This window comes from Pseudarthrobacter sp. B907 (assembly GCF_040137805.1).
Lineage (GTDB): Bacteria > Actinomycetota > Actinomycetes > Actinomycetales > Micrococcaceae > Arthrobacter.
This window is the reverse complement of the sequence record NZ_JBEEQE010000009.1, coordinates 16,489-36,129: the sequence shown is the minus strand read 5'-3', so window position 1 is coordinate 36,129 and position 19,641 is coordinate 16,489. Positions and strand designations below refer to the sequence as shown.

General features: G+C 71.2%; 20 protein-coding genes and 1 pseudogene. 6 read left to right on the top strand and 15 right to left on the bottom strand.

The features are described from left to right. Positions 1–31 precede the first annotated feature (31 nt). The 7 genes from ABLI39_RS09645 to ABLI39_RS09615 form a co-directional block, all read right to left on the bottom strand. Complete coding sequence (locus ABLI39_RS09645; RefSeq protein WP_349413202.1) at positions 32–2,692, bottom strand: cation-translocating P-type ATPase; 2,661 nt, start codon at positions 2,690–2,692, stop codon at positions 32–34. Positions 2,693–2,767: 75 nt separating this feature from the next. After that, positions 2,768–3,571, bottom strand: coding sequence for a glycosyltransferase family 2 protein (locus tag ABLI39_RS09640; protein WP_349413201.1), 804 nt, complete (start codon positions 3,569–3,571; stop codon positions 2,768–2,770). Next, complete coding sequence (locus ABLI39_RS09635) at positions 3,568–4,947, bottom strand: PIG-L family deacetylase (RefSeq protein ID WP_349413200.1); 1,380 nt, start codon at positions 4,945–4,947, stop codon at positions 3,568–3,570. Before ABLI39_RS09635 ends, ABLI39_RS09640 begins: the two co-directional genes overlap by 4 nt. Further along, positions 4,941–6,023: an acyl-CoA dehydrogenase family protein gene (locus ABLI39_RS09630; RefSeq protein WP_349413199.1), complete on the bottom strand. Its 1,083-nt coding sequence runs from the start codon at positions 6,021–6,023 to the stop codon at positions 4,941–4,943. The genes ABLI39_RS09635 and ABLI39_RS09630 overlap by 7 nt, the downstream gene beginning before the upstream one ends. Before the next feature lie 124 nt (positions 6,024–6,147). Continuing rightward, positions 6,148–6,825, bottom strand: a complete 678-nt coding sequence (locus tag ABLI39_RS09625) for an O-methyltransferase (RefSeq protein WP_349413198.1) — start codon at positions 6,823–6,825, stop codon at positions 6,148–6,150. A 256-nt stretch (positions 6,826–7,081) separates the two neighbouring features. After that, entirely contained in the window at positions 7,082–7,525 is a 444-nt protein-coding gene (locus ABLI39_RS09620; RefSeq protein ID WP_349413197.1) for an SRPBCC family protein, read from the bottom strand. 149 nt (positions 7,526–7,674) lie between these two features. After that, the gene (locus ABLI39_RS09615; protein ID WP_349413196.1) at positions 7,675–8,001 is read right to left on the bottom strand and encodes a thiamine-binding protein; all 327 of its coding nucleotides are present in this window, start codon (positions 7,999–8,001) and stop codon (positions 7,675–7,677) included. A 122-nt stretch (positions 8,002–8,123) separates the two neighbouring features. Here ABLI39_RS09615 and ABLI39_RS09610 point away from each other — a divergent pair, with 122 nt between their 5' ends. The 3 genes and pseudogenes from ABLI39_RS09610 (at position 8,124) to ABLI39_RS09600 (ending at position 10,203) form a co-directional block, all read left to right on the top strand. Then, complete coding sequence (locus ABLI39_RS09610) at positions 8,124–8,792, top strand: TetR/AcrR family transcriptional regulator (protein ID WP_349413195.1); 669 nt, start codon at positions 8,124–8,126, stop codon at positions 8,790–8,792. A 223-nt stretch (positions 8,793–9,015) separates the two neighbouring features. After that, positions 9,016–9,097, top strand: a pseudogene (locus ABLI39_RS17440) (YkvA family protein); the annotation flags it as partial. A gap of 176 nt (positions 9,098–9,273) precedes the next feature. After that, a complete protein-coding gene (locus ABLI39_RS09600; RefSeq protein ID WP_349413193.1) occupies positions 9,274–10,203 on the top strand; it encodes an NADP-dependent oxidoreductase in 930 nt (309 codons plus the stop codon). Positions 10,204–10,254: 51 nt separating this feature from the next. Here the strand turns inward: ABLI39_RS09600 and ABLI39_RS09595 are convergent, their stop codons facing one another. The 4 genes from ABLI39_RS09595 to ABLI39_RS09580 all read right to left on the bottom strand — a co-directional run bounded on the left by ABLI39_RS09595 (position 10,255) and on the right by ABLI39_RS09580 (position 12,117). Beyond that, a complete protein-coding gene (locus tag ABLI39_RS09595; protein WP_349413192.1) occupies positions 10,255–10,539 on the bottom strand; it encodes a hypothetical protein in 285 nt (94 codons plus the stop codon). A 68-nt stretch (positions 10,540–10,607) separates the two neighbouring features. Then, positions 10,608–10,919, bottom strand: a complete 312-nt coding sequence (locus ABLI39_RS09590) for an AzlD domain-containing protein (protein WP_349413191.1) — start codon at positions 10,917–10,919, stop codon at positions 10,608–10,610. Next, complete coding sequence (locus ABLI39_RS09585) at positions 10,916–11,668, bottom strand: AzlC family ABC transporter permease (RefSeq protein ID WP_349413190.1); 753 nt, start codon at positions 11,666–11,668, stop codon at positions 10,916–10,918. The genes ABLI39_RS09590 and ABLI39_RS09585 overlap by 4 nt, the downstream gene beginning before the upstream one ends. Then, the gene (locus ABLI39_RS09580; protein ID WP_349413189.1) at positions 11,665–12,117 is read right to left on the bottom strand and encodes a DoxX family protein; all 453 of its coding nucleotides are present in this window, start codon (positions 12,115–12,117) and stop codon (positions 11,665–11,667) included. Before ABLI39_RS09580 ends, ABLI39_RS09585 begins: the two co-directional genes overlap by 4 nt. A gap of 123 nt (positions 12,118–12,240) precedes the next feature. On the opposite strand from ABLI39_RS09580, the gene ABLI39_RS09575 reads away from it, so the two are divergent. Then, positions 12,241–13,182, top strand: a complete 942-nt coding sequence (locus tag ABLI39_RS09575; RefSeq protein WP_349413188.1) for an ABC transporter ATP-binding protein — start codon at positions 12,241–12,243, stop codon at positions 13,180–13,182. Then, a complete protein-coding gene (locus ABLI39_RS09570) occupies positions 13,175–14,767 on the top strand; it encodes an ABC transporter permease (RefSeq protein WP_349413187.1) in 1,593 nt (530 codons plus the stop codon). Before ABLI39_RS09575 ends, ABLI39_RS09570 begins: the two co-directional genes overlap by 8 nt. Before the next feature lie 38 nt (positions 14,768–14,805). Here the strand turns inward: ABLI39_RS09570 and ABLI39_RS09565 are convergent, their stop codons facing one another. Together ABLI39_RS09565 and ABLI39_RS09560 are read right to left on the bottom strand one after the other, a co-directional pair. Next, positions 14,806–14,970 (bottom strand): hypothetical protein, encoded by a 165-nt coding sequence (locus tag ABLI39_RS09565; RefSeq protein ID WP_349413186.1) that lies wholly within the window; start codon positions 14,968–14,970, stop codon positions 14,806–14,808. 290 nt (positions 14,971–15,260) lie between these two features. After that, positions 15,261–16,148, bottom strand: a complete 888-nt coding sequence (locus ABLI39_RS09560; protein WP_349413185.1) for a glycerophosphodiester phosphodiesterase — start codon at positions 16,146–16,148, stop codon at positions 15,261–15,263. Positions 16,149–16,198: 50 nt separating this feature from the next. Here ABLI39_RS09560 and ABLI39_RS09555 point away from each other — a divergent pair, with 50 nt between their 5' ends. Beyond that, positions 16,199–17,509, top strand: a complete 1,311-nt coding sequence (locus ABLI39_RS09555) for a DUF445 domain-containing protein (RefSeq protein WP_502935216.1) — start codon at positions 16,199–16,201, stop codon at positions 17,507–17,509. A 29-nt stretch (positions 17,510–17,538) separates the two neighbouring features. Here the strand turns inward: ABLI39_RS09555 and ABLI39_RS09550 are convergent, their stop codons facing one another. Continuing rightward, entirely contained in the window at positions 17,539–18,759 is a 1,221-nt protein-coding gene (locus tag ABLI39_RS09550; protein WP_349413184.1) for an MFS transporter, read from the bottom strand. A 48-nt stretch (positions 18,760–18,807) separates the two neighbouring features. Next, the gene (narI, locus tag ABLI39_RS09545) at positions 18,808–19,641 is read right to left on the bottom strand and encodes a respiratory nitrate reductase subunit gamma (protein WP_349413183.1); all 834 of its coding nucleotides are present in this window, start codon (positions 19,639–19,641) and stop codon (positions 18,808–18,810) included.

Here is a 19,641-nt window from a genome sequence, read left to right as displayed (position 1 = left end):
GTCCGATCCTGCTTCCCGGCGCGGGGCGGGGTCAGAGGCTTTGGACCTTTGAGCCGGCGCTTAGGCGGCGGCGCCTAGCCGGTGCGGTGCCTGTCCTGCGGTGCCGGGCCGCCTTGTAAAGCCAGTCGGCGAGCAGGACGGCGGGGATCGCGGCGAGCGCCACGGCCAGGCCGCCGGGAGTCGGCGGGGCGTGGCCCAGCAGGGCCGCGAGCGGGCCGAGGAACAGGAAGACCGCCAGCAGTCCCAGCTCCGCCAGCACGGCCCAAAACAGCAGCCGGTTGGTGAACCAGCCCAGCCGCCAGGGCGGGGAAGTGGCGCTGCGGCACGCGAAGGCGTTGGCGAGCTGGCCCAGGACCACGGTGGTGAACGCGGCGCCCGAGGCGGCCAGCAGCGCGTCCGACGGCGGCAGTTCGGCTCCCGGGCTCCAGCCGGCGCCGAAAAGCACCGCGGTGTAGGCGATCATTTCCATCAGGGCCTCCACCGGACCCAGCAGCCCGAACACCCGGAACATCAGGGCCCGGTCCATCAGGTGCCGGCGTTCCGGCGGCCGCTTCAGGGCCCCTTTGCTGGGCGCCTCGCTGCCCAGGGCCAGCGCCGGCAGCAGGTCGGTGCCGATGTCCAGGGCGAGGATCTGCAGCACGCTCAGCGCCAGCGGGAACCGCCCGCCGGACAGGGCCCAGAACACAAACGGTGTCAGCTCGGCGACGTTGTCCGTGAGGTGGTAGGTCAGGAAGCGGCGGATGTTCGCGTAGGTGGCGCGGCCCTGCTCCACCGCCGCGATGATCGTGGCGAAGTCGTCATCCAGCAGCACCAGGTCCGCCGCCTCGCGGGCCACGTCCGTGCCGCTACGGCCCATGGCGACGCCGATATCCGCCTGCTGCAGGGCAGGTCCGTCGTTGACGCCGTCGCCGGTCATGGCCACCACGTGGCCGCGGTGCTGCAGCAGCCTGGCCACCCGGAGCTTTTGTTCGGGCGAGACCCGGCTGACCACGACGCCGTCGCGGTCCAGCAGCGCGGCCAGGACCTCGTCGTCCTCCGGCAGCGTGTGGCCCTCCAGCACCAACTCCGGGGATCCGATCAGTCCGGTTTCGCGGGCAATGGCGGCGGCCGTGAAGGCGTGGTCGCCGGTGACCATGCCCACCTTGATGCCGGCTTCGCGAGCCGCCTGGAGCGAGAGCCGGACCTCGGCGCGGGGCGGGTCGTGCAGGCCGATCAGGCCCAGCAGCGTCAGCCCGGTCTCCAGCTCGTCGGGCTTGCTGTGGGCGCCCGGCGGGCCCGGCAGGCTCCGCTGCGCGACCGCGAGGACCCTGAGCCCGCGCGAGGCCATCTGGTCCACCATCCCCAGGGCGGCCCGGGTGCCGTCATCGCCGCCATGGCCGCTGCAGAGGGGGATCACGGACTCCGGGGCGCCCTTGACGAAGAGCGTGGTGCCGACGACCGCGGACTCCCGCAGCCGCCGGGGGTCGAAGGCGAAGCGGTGCGACGGCGTCCGCTCCCCCGCCCGGCCGTCCGGTCCGGCCAGCCGGGCGGCGAGCGCATCTATGGCGGCTTCCATCGGATCGCCCTCGGCGATCCACTGTCCCTCGTGCGGCACGGCCCGGCCCACCGAGGCGGCGCGCGCGGCGGCGCTGAGCAGTTGCCCCGCCTGGTACGCGTCGGCCCCTGGCCGGGCGCCGCCGTCGCCGGTGACGTCCGCTTCCGGCCCGTAGCCTTGCCCGCTGATGCCGAGCAGCCCGGCGGGCGTCCAGACCTCGACGGCGTTCATCCGGTTCTGCGTCAGGGTTCCGGTCTTGTCCGTGCAGATGAAAGTGGTGGAGCCGAGCGTCTCCACGGCCTGCAGATTCCGCACCAGGGCGTTGCGGGAGGCCATCCGCTGGGCACCGATCGCCAGCGAGAGGGTGACGGTGGGCAGCAGGCCCTCGGGCACCAGCGCCACGGCCACGCCGATCGCGAAGAGGAACGCATCCCGCCAAGAGATGCCGACCAGCAGCGAGAGCAGAAAGAACAAGGCGCCGATGCCCAGGGCCACGGCGGCGACGATCCGGACAATCCGCTGCAGCTCCAGGGCCAGGGGGCTCGGCGGCGCCGCGACCTTGCCGGTGAGCGCGGCAATCTCGGCGAGCCGGGTCTGGCCTCCGGTGCTGGCCACCACGCCTTCGGCCGTGCCGATGACCAGGAAGGTCCCGCCGAACACGGTGTCGCCGGCGGCTTTAGTCACCGCTTCGCTTTCGCCGGTGAGCATCGATTCATCCACCGTGCAGCCGGCGGCGAGGGCCAGATTCAGGTCCGCCGGCACCCGGTCCCCTGCCACCAGCACGACGGCGTCGCCGGGCACCAGTTCGGTGGTGTGCACCTTAACGACGCGGTTGTCGCGGCGCACCGAGACCATGGCCGGAAGCAGTTCGCGCAGTTTGGCGGCGGCGTGCTGGGCGCGTTCCTGCTGGATGTAGGCGAACACCCCGTTGACGATGATCACCACGATGATGGCGACACCCAGTTGCGGCATCCCGGCGACGAAAGCGAGGACGGCAGCCACCCAGAGCATCACGGCGAAGAAGTGGGTCAGCTCCGCGAGCAGGCGCCGCCAGCCGGGGACCCCGCGGACCTGGGGCAGCCGGTTGGGCCCGGCCCGTTGCAGCCGCCGGGCGGCCTCCGCGGAGCTGAGCCCGGAGATCCCGGGCGCGTAGCTCATGCTTCCGAGGATGCCCCCGGGCGTCGGGGCCGGTTAGGGCCAAAGGTCACCGGCGCCGTCGTTCAACCGTCTGCGTCAGTTGCCGGTGGCGGCCGGCGGCCGCTGCCGCCCCAGCGCGCGCAGGTACGCACCGAAGCCCTGCGGCGCCCGCGCCTGGGTCCGCCCGGAGGTCAGCACGCGCACGCTGTCCGTGGCGAGGACGGTGAAAGCGAGGCTGCGCAGGCCCTGGACGAGGGTGCGGTCCTCGTGCGACTCCTGTGTGGAGAAGCCGCCTGCGGCCAGGTAGGCGGAGGCCCGGACGCCGAAGTTGGCGCCGTAGATGTGCGGGTGGTTTTCCTCGAAGGGGTGGCGCTCCAGCCAGCGGCGCAGCAGTTCCGGGTCCATGCCCACGGGGTCCGGTTCCACCGAGCCCAGCACCGCGTCTGCTCCGGCCTCCGCGAACTCGAGCTGCCGGACCAGCCAGTTCACCGGGACCTGCGAATCGGCGTCGGTGTTGGCCAGCCAGGTCCGGCCCGGCCAGGGCGCCGGCCGGGAGCGCTGGCCCGGTGCCCGCCGGCCGCCGAGCACGGCGCTGCGGACGCCCGCCGCCCGGCTGGCGCCGGCGCTGCGCAGCCGGACCTCGAGGGCGCTGAAGCGCGGGTCGGCGTCGACGTACCCGGCCGTAATCGCGGCGGAGCGGTCGGTGCAGCTGTCCAGGACGACGGTCACGCTGACTGCTACCCCGGGCCGCTGCCGCTGCAGCTCGTCGGCGGCGCACTGCACCGCCCGCAGCGCCTGCCCGAGGTGCTGGTCCTCGTTGTGGGCGGGCATGACCACGGCGACGGCGTCGATGCCGGGGCGCCGTTGCGGGGTCATGGCCGTGCCGGCCGCTCCGCTCACGGCAGCCGCTCCGGGGCGCGGAGGATTTCCAGCACGAAGTCGCGCTCCCGGTAGAGGCCGGCGTCCGGCCAGCGAAGCTGCCGGCGGGCTGCGGCGTGGACGGTGTCGCCGTCGAGTTCCCAGCCGTCGACCGGGTGCCGCCAGTGGCATAGCGCTAGGGTGCCGCCGGGCAGCAGGGCGGCTTCCACGCGGTCGAACAGGGCTGCCAGCTCCTCCGGCGCGAGGTAGTAGCCCACCTCGGAGACCACGATCAGGTCAAACGCCCCCTCCGGCCAGTCCTGCGGGACGGTGAGGTGGCGGGTCCTCGCGGCGGGCAGGTGCGCGAGCCGCCGGGTGGCGTGCGCCAAGGCGGCGCTGCTGGCATCGACCGCCAGGAAGCTCTCACAGCGTTCCGCTAGGTCCACGCTCAGGGTGCCGATCGAGCAGCCGATCTCCAGTCCGGCGGTGAAACTCCGGGCGGGCAGCGCGGCGAGCGTCAGCGCGCGCTTGCGGTGCTCGTACCAGCTGGTGGTGTAATCCCAGGGGTCCTCGTCCCGGGCGTGGACGGCGTCGAAGAGCCCTTCGGCGTCCGCCGCGGCGTAACCGGCGCGGGTGCCCGCGGGCGGAGCGGGCGCCTGCCAGGCGAAGGTTTCCCAGGGCCGCGAGAAATGCTCCAGGAACGCCGGCGGGAGCAGCACTTCGTCCCCCGGCCGGTCCGAGAGTGCCCGGACCTGGGAGGTGTGCGCGGCCATGGCCTGCGCCTTGGCCTGTTCCTCGGCCGGCGACAGCGGGATCCGCAGCCACGGCTGCCAGGCCGGATCCCCCGGGCTCGCCCAGAGCCAGTACCAGACCGGGTATTCCAGCAGCCCGTAGCCGGCCGCGGCGGCTGCCTCGGCGGCGGCGGCGCCCAGCGCGTCGTGGTCGGTGTGGCCGTCGTGCCGGTACGGCGCCACGAGGACGATCCGCTCCGCCGGCCGTCCGGTGGCGGCCGCGGCGTCGCCGATGGCGGCCAGGATCTGCACCCGGTGCCCGGCAAGCTCCCCGTCAGGGAGCCCGAGGTCCCGCCACTCGGCGGTCGGGACAAGCTGGCCCAGCGCACCGGCGAACTCGCGCAGCCGCAGGGCCGACAGCTGATCCGGGGTGATACTGGGCGATTCGGGGTGCGAGGCCTCCCCCGCCGTGCACAGCAGCACCCGGACCTCCGCGCCGAGCCCGTGCAGCCGGGCCAGCAGACCGCCGGCGCCGAGCGATTCGTCGTCGGGGTGGGCGGCCAGGACAATAAACGCCGTGGCGGCCAGCTCCGTTGCGTCCAGCGGCAGTTCCGGCAGGGCTGCGACGCCGCTGCAGGCCCATTCGGCCTCAGGCGTCCCGGCGTCGTGGTGCGTAAAGCTCACCATGGATGGTCCCCCTTGAAGGTCAGGGCCCCGAGTTGGGCGTCGTCGCGCATGGCGTGGTGCTGGCGGACGTAGAGCGAGAGGTCGGCCATGCGTTTGGCGTAAGGCTCGTCGAAAGCCAGCGGGCCGGGCCCGAGGTTTTGGCCCACCAGCGCCTGGATGCGGTCGACGGCGGCGGCCACGCTGCCGCGGACGCGCAGCGCCTCACTCCATGCGCCGGGTCCGGAGAGTTCCCCGGCGTCGATCCGGGCTGCGGTCCGGGCGAGGTAGTGCAGGAGGCCGGAGAGCGTGCGGTCGATTTCGCCGAGGTGCGCGAGGGCCAGCTGGTCCGGGTCGCGGCCGCCGTCGGCCGCCGTCTTGAGCGCGTCCGTGTAGCTGCGGGCCACGGCGACGGCGCCGCCGAGCCAGCAGGCGGCGACCCCCATGCCGCCCCAGGCGAAGCCGGGGCGCCGGTAGTACCAACCGGTGCCGCCGAGCGGCACGGCCGGGACGGCGTCGAAGTGCACGGTGCCGCTGGGGATTTCGCGCAGACCCCGGCTTTTCCAGAGCGGGTCCGCGAAGCTGACCCCGGCGGCGTGCAGGTCGACGGCGAAGGCGGCGCGGCCGCCGCCCACGTGGGCGGTCAGCACGGCGTGGTCGAGCTGCGCGGCGATGGAACACCATGGCTTGGACCCTTGGAGGACGACGGCGCCGCCGGTCTCCTTGGCGTCCAGCGTCAGCCCGGGCGCCTCGGCGGCGAAGACCCCCCATGTCCCGTCGAACGGGACGCTGTTTGCAGCCTCCGCCCCCGCCGCGGCCTGGGCGAGGATGGCGGCGGCGTCGAGGTGCGGCTCCAGGATCCGGCCGGCGGCGACATCGACGGCGGTGACCGAGGCGAGGATTTCCCAGAGGAAGGCGGTCCGGCCGGAACCGGGCTTGGGGGCGGCCTCCCCCAGATCTTTGGCAACGGCCAGCAGGGCCGGGACATCCCCGACGCCGGCCTCGGCGGCTCCCAGCAGCGGCCCGAGCCCGGCAAGATCTTCCGGGGAGGAGCTGATCCGCACGGCGTGGGGAGGGCGGGCGTCCTGGGTCGCGTTCATTCGGTGGCCTGTGTCCTTTGCGAAGTGCGCCTGGTGCTGTCCGTGCCAACGGCTGTGGGCCGGAGCCGCCGTCGGATAAATCTAAGCATACTTAGCATTTTCCTGCCGCCGTGCTGCCGCCTGTCTAACGCACGAGGGCGAGCGCGAAGCCGTCCCAGCCCTTCGACCCGACCGTCTGGATCACGGTGGCGTCCAGCCGCGGGTCCTCCCCCATCATCTGCAGCGCCGCGACGATCCCCGGGGCATTGACGGGGTCCAAGGCGGGCTCCAGGACCGCCCCCTCCCAGACCACGTTGTCCATCACCACCGTGGTGCCGGGCCGGCCCAGCCTGATGGCCCAGTCCAGGTATTGCGGGTTGTTTTCCTTGTCCGCGTCGATGAACACGAAGTCGAAGGGTTCGGCGTCCTCGGTTTCCAGTTCGCGCAGCGTGTCCAGGGCGGCGCCCACCCGGATGTCCACGAGGTGGCCGAGGCCGGCCCGGTCGAGGTTCGCGCGGGCCACCTCCGCGTGCCGGGGCAGGTATTCGCAGGTGACGAGCCGGCCGCCGTCGGGCAGGCCTTGGGCCATCCAGATGGTGCTAAACCCGGCCAAGGTGCCGATCTCCAGGACCCGTCGGGCGCCGGAAAGCCGGACCAGCAGCTTCAGCAACTTGCCGGCGTTCGGGGCGACCTCGATGGGCGGCATTCCCGCCTCTAGGGCGGCTTCCACCGCGTGCCGCAGCGATTGATCGGGCTGGACCACGACGCCGGAGAGGTACTCCTCGACGGCGATCCAGCGGGACGTGGGCTGATGCTCGATCATGCGCCCAGTCTTCCAGTTGGCCCCGTTTGGCGGTAGGGCCGGGGCCCGGCGCAACCGGGAGGACCGTCGGAAACTCGTGACTGGCAGGGACGACGCGTGGAGCCCTTACTGGTTGATGGGCTTGTCCAGGGCGAGGCTGATGGTCTGGCCGGGCAGAAGTTCTCCGGTGGGTAAATCGGCGAAGGCGTACCAGCTGCCCCCGGTGCAGGTGAGCGGGCGGTTCGCGGCCCTCAGACGCCCCGCCGGCCACGCGGCATCAAGCGGAGGTCTTGGCCTCCACTTGTGCCTTGAGCTCGGCGAGCATCGCCTCCACGTAGGGCTCGTGTTCCTTCACCATCATTCTCTCGATGGGCTCCCCCACGAGCGGGACCTTCACGTCCCACTCGGCCTCTGCGACCACCTTGGTGCCGCCTCCGGCGGGTTCGAACGTGAACCTCCAGGTCGGCTTCTCCGCAAAGAAGTGGACCTGCGCGACGATACGCTGACCCGGGACGACCTCGGTATACTCGACACCGCCCGCCAGGCGGAAGCCCAGGAGATGCGTGTTCAGACGGGCCGAAGTGCCGACACCTTCAGGCTTGATGTCGACATCCGTCACCTCGACGTCCTTCATTTTCCACAGGTGCCTGATGTCCAACGCGAAGTCGAACACTGTGTCGACCGGGGCGTCGATCGTGATGCTGCGTGTCAGTGTGGCCACGGTTCTAAACTCCCTCCATATGGACGGTCTCCCGTCTTCGTACTCCGACGCTAGGCAGGTGGCATGAAGGGCTCTAGAGGAGAAGGGCCCGGCCGGCCCAGGCATTGCAGGGGACCACACCGCGGTCCGGAGCAAACTCCGACGCCGGGCTACTCGCCCAGCGCCTTCTCCAGCCGGTCCAGCTTGCCGGTCAGTTCGCCGGTGTAGCCGGGGCGGATGTCGGCCTTGATGACCAGGGAGACGCGGCTGCCGAAGCGGCCCACGGCCTCGGTGGCACGCTTCACGACGTCGAACACCTCATCCCACTCCCCCTCGATCGTGGTGAACATGGAGTCCGTCCGGTTCGGCAGCCCTGATTCCCGGACGATCCGCACGGCCTCGGCGACGGCGTCGTGGACCGAGGCGTCGTCGGCGTCGGAGCCGGACGGAGCACCCGCGGGCCGGCCGGAAGGGGCGACAGAAAATGCAAGCAACATGGCTCCAGTCTGCCACGCCGGGCGAGGCCAGTTCGGGGCCGGATCCGCGGTCCGACACGTCACAAAGGGGCGTACCGGCCGGTAACAGGTTTCCTCCACCTCCGCGTTGCTACCCTGAGCAAATGAACCGGGGAGTAGACCGCAGGCCGCTCCGTGCGGACGCCGCGCGCAACGTCAACAAGATCATTGCCGCGGCCCGCCAGTGCTTCCGTGAACACGGCCCCGAGGTCCCCCTGCAGACCATCGCCGTCACCGCCGGGGTGGGGCCCGCCACGCTGTTCCGGAACTTCGCCGACAAAGAGGAACTCGTCCTCGCGGCCCTGCACCAGCAGCTGAAACTGCGGGTCAACCCGGTCATCGAAGAGGCCCTCGCCGGCAAGGACGCCGCGGAGGGTCTATTCCGGGTGGTCGACGCCCTGATGGGGGTCGCCAGCGACGAAGCCAACCTCCTCGGCGCGGTGGCCGGCCGCCGCGGTGTGCTCACCGGCATCACCGGGGACCTGATTGAGTCGATGGCCGTGCTGTTGGGCCGCGGCCAGGGCCAAGGCACGCTGCGCAGCGACATCTCCATGACCGACATGATCCGGCTGCTGGCCATGCTGATCGGCGTGGTGGACACCATGGAAGCCGGCTCGGACGCCTGGCGCCGCCCGGTGGCCCTGCTCGAAGACGCCATCCGAGACGAACGGCCCGACCGGCCGCTTCCACCCCAGTCGCTGCTGCCGGGAACCGTGTACGGCACCGCGTTCGGCGTCGGCTACGGCAAAACCTCCGGGACCACGTACCGTTGATCCCATGACATGGGAAACCGTGGCCGGCGTGATCGGCGGCCTGTTGCTGGTCTACGCCGCCCTGCTGGTGCTGCTGTGGGGCTACGCCCGGCGCCACCCCGGGACGGTCACCATGAAAGATGCCCTGCGGCTGCTGCCGGATCTGCTCCGGCTGATCCGGCGGCTGATCGCCGACCGCACCGTCGCGGCGGGGGTGCGAATCCGGCTGGCCCTCCTGCTGGCCTACCTGCTCTCCCCGATCGACCTCGTCCCCGACTTCCTGCCGGTGATCGGCTATGCCGACGACGTCGTCATCGTCGCCCTGGTGTTGCGCTCCGTGGTTGCCCGGGCGGGCGAGGAGGCCGTGGCGCGGCACTGGCCCGGCACCCCCGAGGGGCTGGGGCTGATCCTGAAGCTGGCGAGCCTCGGCGCCGCCCGGTGAGCTGGCCCACGCTCGGACGCCCTGCGGAATAGCGCCCGCGAAGCAGCCGTTGACGCTTGCATGAAGGCAATCACCTACAGCGAGTACGGCAGCCCGGACGTCCTCGAGTTGACGGAGCAGCCCCTGCCGAAGGTCGGGCCGGGCATGGTCCTGGTCAAGGTCAAGGCGGCGTCGGTGAACCCGGTGGACTGGAAGATCATGGCCGGCTACCTGGATGCAGCCATGGATCTGGAGTTCCCGGCGATCCCCGGGTGGGACGTGGCCGGCGTCGTCGAGTCGGTGGGCATCGACGCTCCGCACTTCAAGCCCGGCGATGAGGTCATCTCCTACGGCCGCAAAGACTACGTCCACGGCGGCAGCTTCGCCGAGTACATCGCCCTGCCGGAACGGCTCGTGGCGCGCAAGCCCGCGTCCCTGGGCTGGAACGAAGCCGCCGGCCTTCCGCTGGCGGGCCTGACGGCCTACCAGGTCCTCACCCGCCTTGGCCTCGCGGCCGGCGAGACGGTGCTCATCCACGGCGGCGCCGGCGGCGTCGGATCCCTGGGCATCCAGATTGCGACCGCCCTCGGCGCCCGGGTGATCGCGACCGCCTCGGAGAAGAACCACGCTTTCCTGCGCTCCCTCGGGGCCGAGCCGGTCAGCTACGGGGAAGGCCTCGCGGACCGGGTTCGCGCCCTCCGCCCCGAAGGCGTCGACGTCGTGGCGGACTTCGTGGGCGGGAACCTGGACGCCACGCTGGCGGTGCTGGCCCCCGGCGGCCGGCACGCCTCCATTGCGGACAGCGAGGTCGAGGAGCACGGCGGCACCTGGATGTGGGTCAATCCGGTGGGGGCCGACCTGCAGGAGCTCGCCAACCTGGTCGACGAGCGCGGGCTTCGGGTGGAAGTGGCGGACACCTTCCCGCTGGCGCGGGCCGCCGATGCCTTCCGGCTCAATATGGGTGGGCACACGCGCGGCAAGATTGTGGTTAAGGTCGACGGCGACGCCTGACGCCTGGCGGGCGGCCGGTCTGGCCGCCCGCAACGGCTGGGGCTGAACCGGTCAGCTGCCGCCTTGTTCTTCTGCCGGCTTTTCCTTGGCCTCATGAACGTGCTGGGCCGCCTCCTGCAGATGCTGCTGCAGTTTCTCTTCGGACTCGCGGCGACGCCGGGCCATCTCGCGCAGCTCCCGGGTGGATTCGGTGCCGGGGGAAACGAAGTGTTCGTGCGGCTTGGAGTGGTGCGCCTTGGCGGCGTCCGGAGTCGAGTCCGGCGTCGAGTCCGGCGTCGCCGCGTCAGGGGCCGCCGGATCGGGCGCAGCGCTGTTCGGAGCATCATTGTGGGTCATCTTTCAATACTCCCATCGGACGTCCCGGCGCGCTAAGGGCTAAAGACCGTTGAACGGCCCGCCGCGCATTAGTTCCAGCCGAGCAGCCGCAGCCCGGCCGCCGCGCCCGCCCCGGCCAGGACCACCACCAGGAACGGCGCCCGGAACCACAGCGCAACGGCCGCCGCGGCGAGGGCGCCGAGCCGGGCGTCCAGCGCCAGGGACTGCCCGGACGCCACCGTGTTCAGGACCGTCAGCGACGCCAGCAGCCCGATGGTCATGGTCCCGGCAATCCGGGACATCCGGGGATTGCGCAGCATGCTGGCCGGAACGAGGTAGCCCACCAGCTTCCAGGCGTAGGCCAGTCCGCAGGAGAGCAGCAGCCACAGCCAGAGCGTCATGATCCCTCCCCCGGGCTCCGGCGGCTTTCATGGCCGCGGTGCTGGTCCGCATAGGGGTCCACATCCGGTTCCAGGCCCTCATCCGTGCGCCCATGGCTGAACCATCCCACCACCGCCGCCACGGCCGCGGCGACCAGGATCGGCACCCCGGCGGGCACCAAGGGCACAGCCAGGACCGTGGCCAGGGCGCAGACGACGGCGATCGCGACCGGTTCGCGGCCCTTGAGCCGCGGCCAACACAGACCAAGAAACGCCGCCACCGCCGCGCCGTCGAGCCCCCACTGCTTCGGGTCGCCGAGGGCGGACCCGGCCAGCGCCCCCACGGCGGTGAAGAGGTTCCACAGCACAAAGATGCCGATCCCGGCCGTCCAGAAGCCCCGGCGCTGCTCCGCCGGGTCGGTCTGGCCGGTGCTGGTGGCCGTCGATTCGTCGATGGTCACGTGCGCCGCGGCGAACCGGCGCCAGCCCCGTGGCTGGAGCAGCGCGTTGAGCTGCATGCCGTAGATGCCGTTGCGCATGCCCAACAGGGTGGCTGCGCTCATCGCCGCGATCCCGGAGCCGCCGCCAGCCACGACGCCGATAAAGGCGAACTGCGAGCCGCCGCTGAAGAGCAGCAGGCTCAGCGCCATGGTCTGCCAGAAGTCGAGCCCGGAGGTCACCGACAGTGCCCCGAAGGACACGCCGTAGAGGCCGGTGGCAATGCTGATGGAGAGCCCCACCCGGACGGCCGGGGATTGTGCCAGCCTCACCGCAGGCGCTTCGGGGCGGGCCGGGACAGGCTCCACGCCCACACGATCAGCGGGGCCTGCAGCGGCAGGCGCAGGCTGTGGACGCGCCGCTGAACCGGTGTGCCGGCGGGCCCGTAGGCCTTGCGGAGCGCGTGCAGGTGCCCGGCGAGGAAGGCGGTGAACAGGACGGTGACGCCGCCGGCGGCCGCGCGGCGGGTCTGCGGGATCAGCAGTCCGACGGCGGCGCCGGCCTCCAGCAGGCCGCTCGCCGCGATCCATTCCTCGCGGGACAGCACGGCGAGGGGCCCGTTGGGCCGGCTGCCGGAGTCATCGCGGCACAGGTAGTCCGGGACCACCGGGGCGAAAAAGCCGGGGTCGCGGAAGTGTTTTGCCGCGCTGGCCAGCAGCAGTCCGGCCAGGGCGGCCGCGGAGAGCGTCTGGGTTGCCCGGGGGGACCAGCGAAAAGGCATGGAACCATGCAACCACAGCGGCGGAGCGGCCGGTAACCGGAGCCGTAACCTGCGGTGCGGCCTGCGAAAACAGGACTTTCCGCAGGGGGTCCGCCAGGGCCGCCCGGGAGTACCGTGGTGACTATGAGCAGTGTCGTGGAGATGACCGGCGTCGTGAAGCGGTTCGGGGCCGTGACCGCCCTCAACGGCCTGGACTTCGAGGTGGCCGCCGGCGAGGTGCACGGCTTCCTGGGCCCCAACGGGTCCGGCAAGTCCACCACACTGCGGTTGCTGCTGGGCATGCTGCGGGCCAATGCCGGATCCATCCGGGTGCTTGGACTCGATCCCTGGCGCGACGTCGCGACGCTGCACCGCCGGCTGGCGTACGTACCCGGCGACGTGTCCTTGTGGCCCAACCTGACCGGCGGCGAGGTGATCGAACTGCTCGGCAGGCTGCAGGGCGGCCAGGACCGGGCACGGCGGGACCGGCTGCTGGAGCGATTCGAGCTGGATCCCACCAAAAAGGCCCGCACCTATTCCAAAGGCAACCGGCAGAAGGTGGCCCTGGTCGCCGCCCTGGCCACCGACGCCGAGTTGTTCCTGCTGGACGAGCCCACCAGCGGGCTGGATCCGCTGATGGAGGACACCTTCCGCGGCTGCGTCCGGGACCTGCGGGCGCAGGGGCGCACGGTGCTGCTCAGCAGCCACATCCTCAGCGAAGCCGAAGCGCTCTCGGACCGGGTCAGCATCATCAGGGCCGGCCGGGTGGTGGAGACCGGCCCGCTGGAGCAGCTGCGGCACCTGACCCGCACGTCCGTCACAGCCGACGTCGGCGCCGTGCCGGACGGGCTGGAGCTGCTGCCTGGAGTGCACGATGTGGTGGTCGCCAACCACCGGGTCAGCGCCCAGGTGGATCCGTCGGCGCTGGGCCCCTTCCTGCAGGCCCTGACCTCGGCCGGGCTGCGCTCGCTCACCAGCCAGCCGCCGACGCTGGAGGACCTGTTCCTGCGGCACTATGGATCGGGGAACGGCGGCTCCGGCGACGGCGCCGGGGGCTCCGTTGCGGCTGAGGCCGGCCATGCCTGAGACCCTGGCCGGCACCGGGATCCTCCTCCGGCTGGGGCTGCGGCGGGACCGGTGGCTGCTGCCGGTGTGGGTGCTCGGCTTCGCCGTCGTGGCCTATTCGACGGCGCTGGCCGGCGCGGACCTCTACCCGGACGTCGGCAGCCGCATTGAAGCCGCCAACGCCCTGAATGCCACCGCCGCGATGGTGGCGATGTTCGGGCGCATCTACGACCCGGCCTCCCTCGGGGCCCTGTCGCTGATCAAATACACCGCGTTTATGACCGCCATCCTCGCGGTCTTGATGGTCATCCTCATCATCCGGCACACCCGGGCCGATGAGGAAAGCGGACGCCTGGAGCTGCTCGGCGGCGGCCGGCTGGGACGCGACGCGGCGCTGGCGGCCGCCCTCAGCATCGGCTTCGGCGCGAGCCTGGGCGTGGGGCTCCTCTCGGCCGGCGCGCTGGCCGCCGGCGGGCTCCCGGGTGCCGGTTCGCTGGCCTTCGGCCTCGGCTGGGCCGCCACCGGGATGGCGTTCAGTGCCGTGGCTGGCGTCGCGGCGCAGCTGACCGCGAGCGCCCGCGCCGCCACCGGGCTGAGCGTCGGCGTCATCGCGGTCACCTACGGGCTGCGAGCCGTCGGGGACCTGGCCGAACCGGGGCCCTCGGTGCTGTCCTGGCTCTCGCCCATCGGCTGGAACCAACAGATCCGGGCGTTCGCCGGGGACCACTGGTGGGTGCTGGCGCTGCCGCTGGCACTTTGTGTCCTCCTGATCCCGGCCGCGTTTGGCCTCCGGTCCCGCCGGGATCTGGGCGCCGGGCTGCGCGACGAGCGGCCGGGTCCCGCGGTGGGTTCGGTCACGGGGGTCTGGGCCCTGGCGGTGCGCTTGCAGCACCGGGTGTGGCTGGCGTGGGCCGTGGCGTTTGTCGTCTTCGGGATCGTAATCGGGTCCTTGGTCGGCAACGTTGAGCAGATGCTGAGTTCCCCCAACGCCCAGGACCTGATCAAGCAGATCGGGGGCGCCTCAGCGCTGCAGGACGCCTTCCTGGCCGCTGAGATCAGCATCATGGGCCTGCTCGCCGCGGCGTACGGTGTGTCGGCAGTGAATCACCTGCGCGGCGAGGAAGCGACGGGCCACACCGAAGCCCTGCTGGGGACCGCCACCACGCGCATCCGCTGGGCCAGCAGCCACTTTGCCTTCGCGCTGGCCGGGATGGCGGTGCTGATGGCGCTGGCCGGGGTGTCGATCGGCGCCGGCGCTGCCGCGACGATGCAGGACCCGGGTCTGGTGGGTCGGTCCACCGTCGCCTCGCTCGCGCAGATCCCCGCGGCGTGGGTGCTGGCCGGGGTGGCACTGGCGGTCTTTGGCTGGGTGCCCCGGATGGCGGGTGCGGTCTGGGGAGTGCTTCTTGCCTTCGTGGCGCTGGGGGAGTTCGGCGTGCTGTGGAATGCCCCGGAATGGCTGATGGACCTCTCCCCGTTCCGGCATTCACCGCTGCTGCCGGTGGGTGCCGAGGCGGTGCCGGCGCTGGTGGCCCTGGCCGCCGCTGCTGCCGGGCTCGCAGCGCTGGGCTACCTCGGCTGGCGGCGCCGGGATCTGGCCGCCTAGCCGGGACCGCCTGGGACCGGGGCGGCAGGGCGCCGCCGTCAGGACGTGCGGTCCGACTCTTCCCCGGCGCTCAGCCGGTCGAGCAGGGGCCGGACGGTCAGCAGGTGCTGGGCGAGCGCGACTTCCGGCTGCCCGGGATGGGCTTCTACGAAGGCCCTCAGCTGCTCCCGTTCATGCGCTGTCCCGGCATCGGTAGCAGCCATCAACTCTTCGATGATGGCCATCGCCTGCCGCCGGATCTCCGGCACCGTGTCCCGGCGGCCGACAGTTTCAACGCTCCTGAGACGTGCCCGGCTAAGACGCCAAGGCCCAACGCCGGCGTGATCTCGGGCGGTGTTATGTTCCGGAATTGACGACGGATTAGTCGACATCTGGTGTCCTTTATTGCTGTCCCAGAAAACCGGGGACGGGGCCACGGCCAGACGCGCTCCCTGGGAGCGGGTGCTCGACGCGAAGGACTGTAACTCCAGTATACGCCGTGGGCGCAAGGCCCCTACAGCGAAGCAAGCAGCTGGGCGCGGACCTCCGCGGGGCGGTTGGTGGTGATCTCCTGGATGCCCAGTTCCCGGCAGAGTTCGACGTCGTCCGCCGAGTCCACCGTCCAGACCCGGAACCGGCGGCCCGAATCGAGCCAGCGCCGGACGGCGCGGGCGTGCCCGCGGACGTAGGAGATGCCGGGTCCGGCCAGGCCCACCTCGCAGTCGTCCAGAATCCGCTCGCCCTCGGTCTGGGCGGCCTTCATGACGTTGGCGAGAGCACCGCCGGTGAGCGCGCCGAGGCCCAGTTCCTCCCGGATTTCCTCCACGTTCACGTCGTCCACGAGCTGGCAGATGGCGGCGGCCGGCACGGACTGGAGCAGGTGCTTTACCGAGTCGGGGCTGAAGCTCATGAAGGAGACCCGGATGTTGTCCAGCATTGAGGTGGCCCGGTCCCAGCCCTCGGCCTCGAGCACGGCCAGGACCCGATCCTCGAGCTTGAGCTGGTACGGGCTGGGGTGCTTGAGTTCGATCGCCAGCCCGATCTCGCGGCCGGCCCCGCGCAGGATGTCCAGCAGCTCCGGGAGCGTCAGGAACTGCTCGGAGAGGGCACCGTATTCCTCGGGAATGCGGGCGCCTTTCCACGAGCTAAAGTCCAGCTGCCGCAGCTCCGCCAGGGTCCGCTCCGCAACCGGGCCGGTCCCGTCCGAGGTGCGGTCAAGATTGGCGTCGTGGAGCAGGACGGGGTGCTGGTCGCGGGTGAGGTGGATGTCGCATTCCACGCCGTCGGCGCCGTCGGCGATGGCCTGCAGGTACGCCGCGCGGGTGTGCTCGGCGAAAGCTGCGCTGGCGCCCCGGTGGGCGTAGACGAGCGGGCGGGCGGCGGAGGGCTCCTCGGTAATCATGCTGATACGTTAGCGGACGCCGGTTGCGGATGCGCGGCTAGGCTGGGGACATGCAGGTGAACACTGAACGACCCGCCCGCCCCGCCGTCCCGGCGGCCGGCGCCGGACACCGGCTCTCCGCCGCGGACGCCGAGAAAGCCGCGGCGCTGCGGAAGATGAAGCTGCTGGCGGTGTCGCTGCTGATCGGCATGGCGGTCATTTTCGTGGTGGCTTTCGCCCTGCAGAAGCAGTATCCGTGGCTTGAGTACGTCCGGGCCGCGGCCGAGGGCGGCATGGTGGGTGCCCTGGCGGACTGGTTCGCGGTCACGGCGCTGTTCAAGTACCCGCTGGGCCTGAAGATCCCGCATACCGCGATCATTCCCCGGCGGAAGGACCAGATCGGGGCGTCGCTGGGCGAATTCGTGGAAACCAACTTCCTCTCCGAGCAGGTGGTGAAGGAGAAGCTGGCCAGCGTGGACGTCGCGCGGAAGGTCGGCGCCTGGCTGTCCGGCCCGGGCGGCGCCGAGCGTGTGGCCAAGGAGGGCGCGGCCGTGATCCGCGGCGCGTTCACCGTGCTGAACGACGACGACGTCCAGGCCGTTATCGAGGGCATGGTCCGCCGGCACTTGGTGGCTCCGCCGTGGGGGCCGCCGGTGGGCCGGCTCGCCGAGCGCGTGTTCGACGACGGCCACCACCACGCGCTGGTGGACCTGCTGGTGGACCGCACCGTGGACTGGGTCCGGGACAACCACGAGACGGTCAACCGGCTGGTCACGGACCGCTCCCCCGCCTGGGTGCCCAACTTCGTGGACGGCCTGGTGGGCGACAAGGTCTACGTGGAGATCCTGAAGTTCACCCACGCCGTGCAGGCCGACCCGCAGCACCAGGTCCGGCTCGCGATCGACAAGTACCTCAAGGAACTGGCCCAGGACCTGCAGCACGATCCGGTCATGATCGCCCGCGCCGAGGGCGTCAAGGCGCAGGTGCTCGGCGACCCGGAGGTCCGCGAACTCGCCTCCCGGACGTGGGGCACGGTCAAGGCCGCGCTGCTCGCCGCCGTCGACGACCCGCACAGCGAGCTGACCGTCCGGTTCAAGGCCGCCGTGCACGACTTCGGCACGCGGCTGGTGGTCGATCCGGAACTGGCGGGCAAGGTGAACACCTGGATCGGCGACGCCGCGGGGTACCTCGTGAACAATTACCGCGCGGACATCGCCGGTGTCATCACCGATACCGTGGCCCGCTGGGACGCCGAGGAGACCTCGCAGAAGATCGAACTCCAGGTGGGCAAGGACCTGCAGTTCATCCGGATCAACGGCACCGTGGTGGGCGCCCTCGCAGGGCTCGCCATCTTCACCGCGGCGAATTTGGTGTTCGGCTGACCAACGCGCGAACGGACACTTGAGGGCCGCTAGGCGGGCGCGACCTTCGCCCGGGGCCGGCCGTGCAGGGCGAAAACCGTAAACGCCAGCGCCGCGAGCGCCGTGACCACAAGCAACAGCAGCCCGATCGAATAGCTGTGCGTCGCGGCGTCGTAGGTGGCGCCCATGACCAGCGGCGGGAAGTAGCCGCCCAGGCCGCCGGCGGCGCTGACCACCCCGCTGATGCTGCCCACCTTGCCCGCCGGGGCGAGCACCCCCACCCAGGCGAACACGCCGCCGGTGCCCAGGCCCAGGGCCGCCGCCATGGCGACGAACGTCAGCCCGGCGGGCACGTCGCCGTCGGGCTGCAGGTTCACCACCCAGGCCAGCACCGCGACGCCGGCGAGCGAAACCACCACCACGGGCTTGGGGCCGAACCGGTCCGCGACGACGCCGCCCACCGGCCGCGCCAGCACGGCGGCCAGTGCGAACCCGGCGGTGCGGGCACCGGCAGCGCTGGGATCAAAACTGTAGACATCGCGCAGATAGGTGGGCAGGTAGGTGGCGAACGACACGAATCCGCCGAAGACGACGGCGTAGAGGAAGCACATCTTCCAGGTGACCGGGGTCTTGGCCGCGTCCAGCAGCTTGGGCAGCACCGGCGCGTTGTTGCGGCTCCAGCCCGGTGATTCCTTCATCAGGAACCAGACCAGCGCGGCCATGACGGCCAGGACCCCTGCAATCAGCAGGTGCGTGGGGAAGTACCCGATCCAGGCGACCAGCCGCGGGTTCAGGAACGCCGCCAGCGCGGTGCCGCCCATCCCGGCGCCGAAGACCCCGGTGGCGAAGCCGCGCCGGGACGGTTCGTACCAGGCGCTGACGAAGGGGATGCCGACGGCGAAGACCGTTCCGGCGACGCCAAGGACCAGCCCGGCGCCCAGCACCAGCGGGAAGGATCGGATGGTGCCGCCGAGGGCCACCAGCAGGATCGGGACGATGGCCGCCAGCAGGACGAAGCTGAACATGGCGCGGCCGCCGTACTTGTCTGTCAGGGCGCCGACGACGATCCTCCCCAGCGAGCCGACGAACACCGGCATCGCGACCAGGATGCCCGTGGTGGCCGGGTTGAGCTGAAGGTTCTGGGTGTAAAACGCCCCCAGGGTGGCCACCGAATTCCACGCCCAGAACCCCGCCACGGAGGCGGCGGTGGCGAGCACCAGGTTGAGCGTCCGGCCACCCGGGGCGGCTGCGGACGGGGTAGCTCCGGCCATCGTGGTTTCCTTTCGATTCAGCGGGGCGGGGTCAGTAACGCCGGCACCTCACCGGTTCCGGGTGTCCCGGTCGCGGGTTCCGACGGCGGACCAGCCGCGGCGGGCGGTTGTGGTGGAATTTCGCGCGGCGGCGGCGCCGGCTTTGGCGCCGTCCCGGTCGCGGTCCCGCGAGCGGTAGACGATGTAGGGGCGGAAGAGGTAGTGGAACGGGGCAGTGAAGGCGTGCACCAGGCGGGTGAAGGGCCAGATCACGAAAAGCGCCATGCCCACCAGGGTGTGCAGGTGGAAGGAAAAGGGCGCCGTCGCCATCGCCGCGATGTCGGGCTGGAAGATGAACAGCGAGCGGAACCACGGGGCCACCGTCTCGCGGTAGTTGTGCCCGTGTTCGCCCTCGAAAACGCTCGCCAGGGTGGTCCAGAGGCCAAACACGATGGCCGCAGTGAGTACCACGTACATGGATTTGTCGTTCCGGGTGGTGGCCATGAACACGGGCCCGGTGGTGCGGCGCCGGTAGATCAGCAGGATGATTCCGCCCAGGGTTCCCACTCCGGCGATCCCGCCGACCAGCAGGGCGTTGAAATGATAGAACTCCTGGCTCATTCCCACGGCCTGGGTCCACGCCATCGGGATGACCAGGCCGAAGAAGTGCCCGGCGATGACGGCGAGCAGGCCGAAGTGGAACAGCGGCGAGGCGATCCGCAGCAGCCGGGATTCGTAGAGCTGGGAGGACCGCGTGGTCCAGCCGAATTGGTCATATTTGTACCGCCAGACCAGGCCGCCCACCAGCACGACGACCATCACGTAGGGCAGGACGCCCCAGAGCACGATGTCCAGCGCCGAGATCGCGGCGGTGGCTCCGGGCTCGGCTTCGGAGGCAAGCAT

Excerpts from the sequence above, each read along its gene's own strand:
- ABLI39_RS09580 (WP_349413189.1), bottom strand. The coding sequence starts at position 12,117 with ATGCCTTTTCGCTGGTCCCCCCGGGCAACCCAGACGCTCTCCGCGGCC.
- ABLI39_RS09550 (WP_349413184.1), bottom strand. The coding sequence starts at position 18,759 with ATGGCCGGAGCTACCCCGTCCGCAGCCGCCCCGGGTGGCCGGACGCTC.
- ABLI39_RS09635 (WP_349413200.1), bottom strand. The coding sequence starts at position 4,947 with ATGGTGAGCTTTACGCACCACGACGCCGGGACGCCTGAGGCCGAATGG.
- ABLI39_RS09645 (WP_349413202.1), bottom strand. The coding sequence starts at position 2,692 with ATGAGCTACGCGCCCGGGATCTCCGGGCTCAGCTCCGCGGAGGCCGCC.
- ABLI39_RS09610 (WP_349413195.1), top strand. The coding sequence starts at position 8,124 with ATGAACCGGGGAGTAGACCGCAGGCCGCTCCGTGCGGACGCCGCGCGC.
- ABLI39_RS09595 (WP_349413192.1), bottom strand. The coding sequence starts at position 10,539 with ATGACCCACAATGATGCTCCGAACAGCGCTGCGCCCGATCCGGCGGCC.
- ABLI39_RS09625 (WP_349413198.1), bottom strand. The coding sequence starts at position 6,825 with ATGATCGAGCATCAGCCCACGTCCCGCTGGATCGCCGTCGAGGAGTAC.
- ABLI39_RS09575 (WP_349413188.1), top strand. The coding sequence starts at position 12,241 with ATGAGCAGTGTCGTGGAGATGACCGGCGTCGTGAAGCGGTTCGGGGCC.
- ABLI39_RS09555 (WP_502935216.1), top strand. The coding sequence starts at position 16,199 with ATGCAGGTGAACACTGAACGACCCGCCCGCCCCGCCGTCCCGGCGGCC.
- ABLI39_RS09600 (WP_349413193.1), top strand. The coding sequence starts at position 9,274 with ATGAAGGCAATCACCTACAGCGAGTACGGCAGCCCGGACGTCCTCGAG.
- ABLI39_RS09630 (WP_349413199.1), bottom strand. The coding sequence starts at position 6,023 with ATGAACGCGACCCAGGACGCCCGCCCTCCCCACGCCGTGCGGATCAGC.
- ABLI39_RS09570 (WP_349413187.1), top strand. The coding sequence starts at position 13,175 with ATGCCTGAGACCCTGGCCGGCACCGGGATCCTCCTCCGGCTGGGGCTG.
- narI (WP_349413183.1), bottom strand. The coding sequence starts at position 19,641 with ATGCTTGCCTCCGAAGCCGAGCCCGGAGCCACCGCCGCGATCTCGGCG.
- ABLI39_RS09590 (WP_349413191.1), bottom strand. The coding sequence starts at position 10,919 with ATGACGCTCTGGCTGTGGCTGCTGCTCTCCTGCGGACTGGCCTACGCC.
- ABLI39_RS09560 (WP_349413185.1), bottom strand. The coding sequence starts at position 16,148 with ATGATTACCGAGGAGCCCTCCGCCGCCCGCCCGCTCGTCTACGCCCAC.
- ABLI39_RS09615 (WP_349413196.1), bottom strand. The coding sequence starts at position 8,001 with ATGTTGCTTGCATTTTCTGTCGCCCCTTCCGGCCGGCCCGCGGGTGCT.
- ABLI39_RS09565 (WP_349413186.1), bottom strand. The coding sequence starts at position 14,970 with ATGGCTGCTACCGATGCCGGGACAGCGCATGAACGGGAGCAGCTGAGG.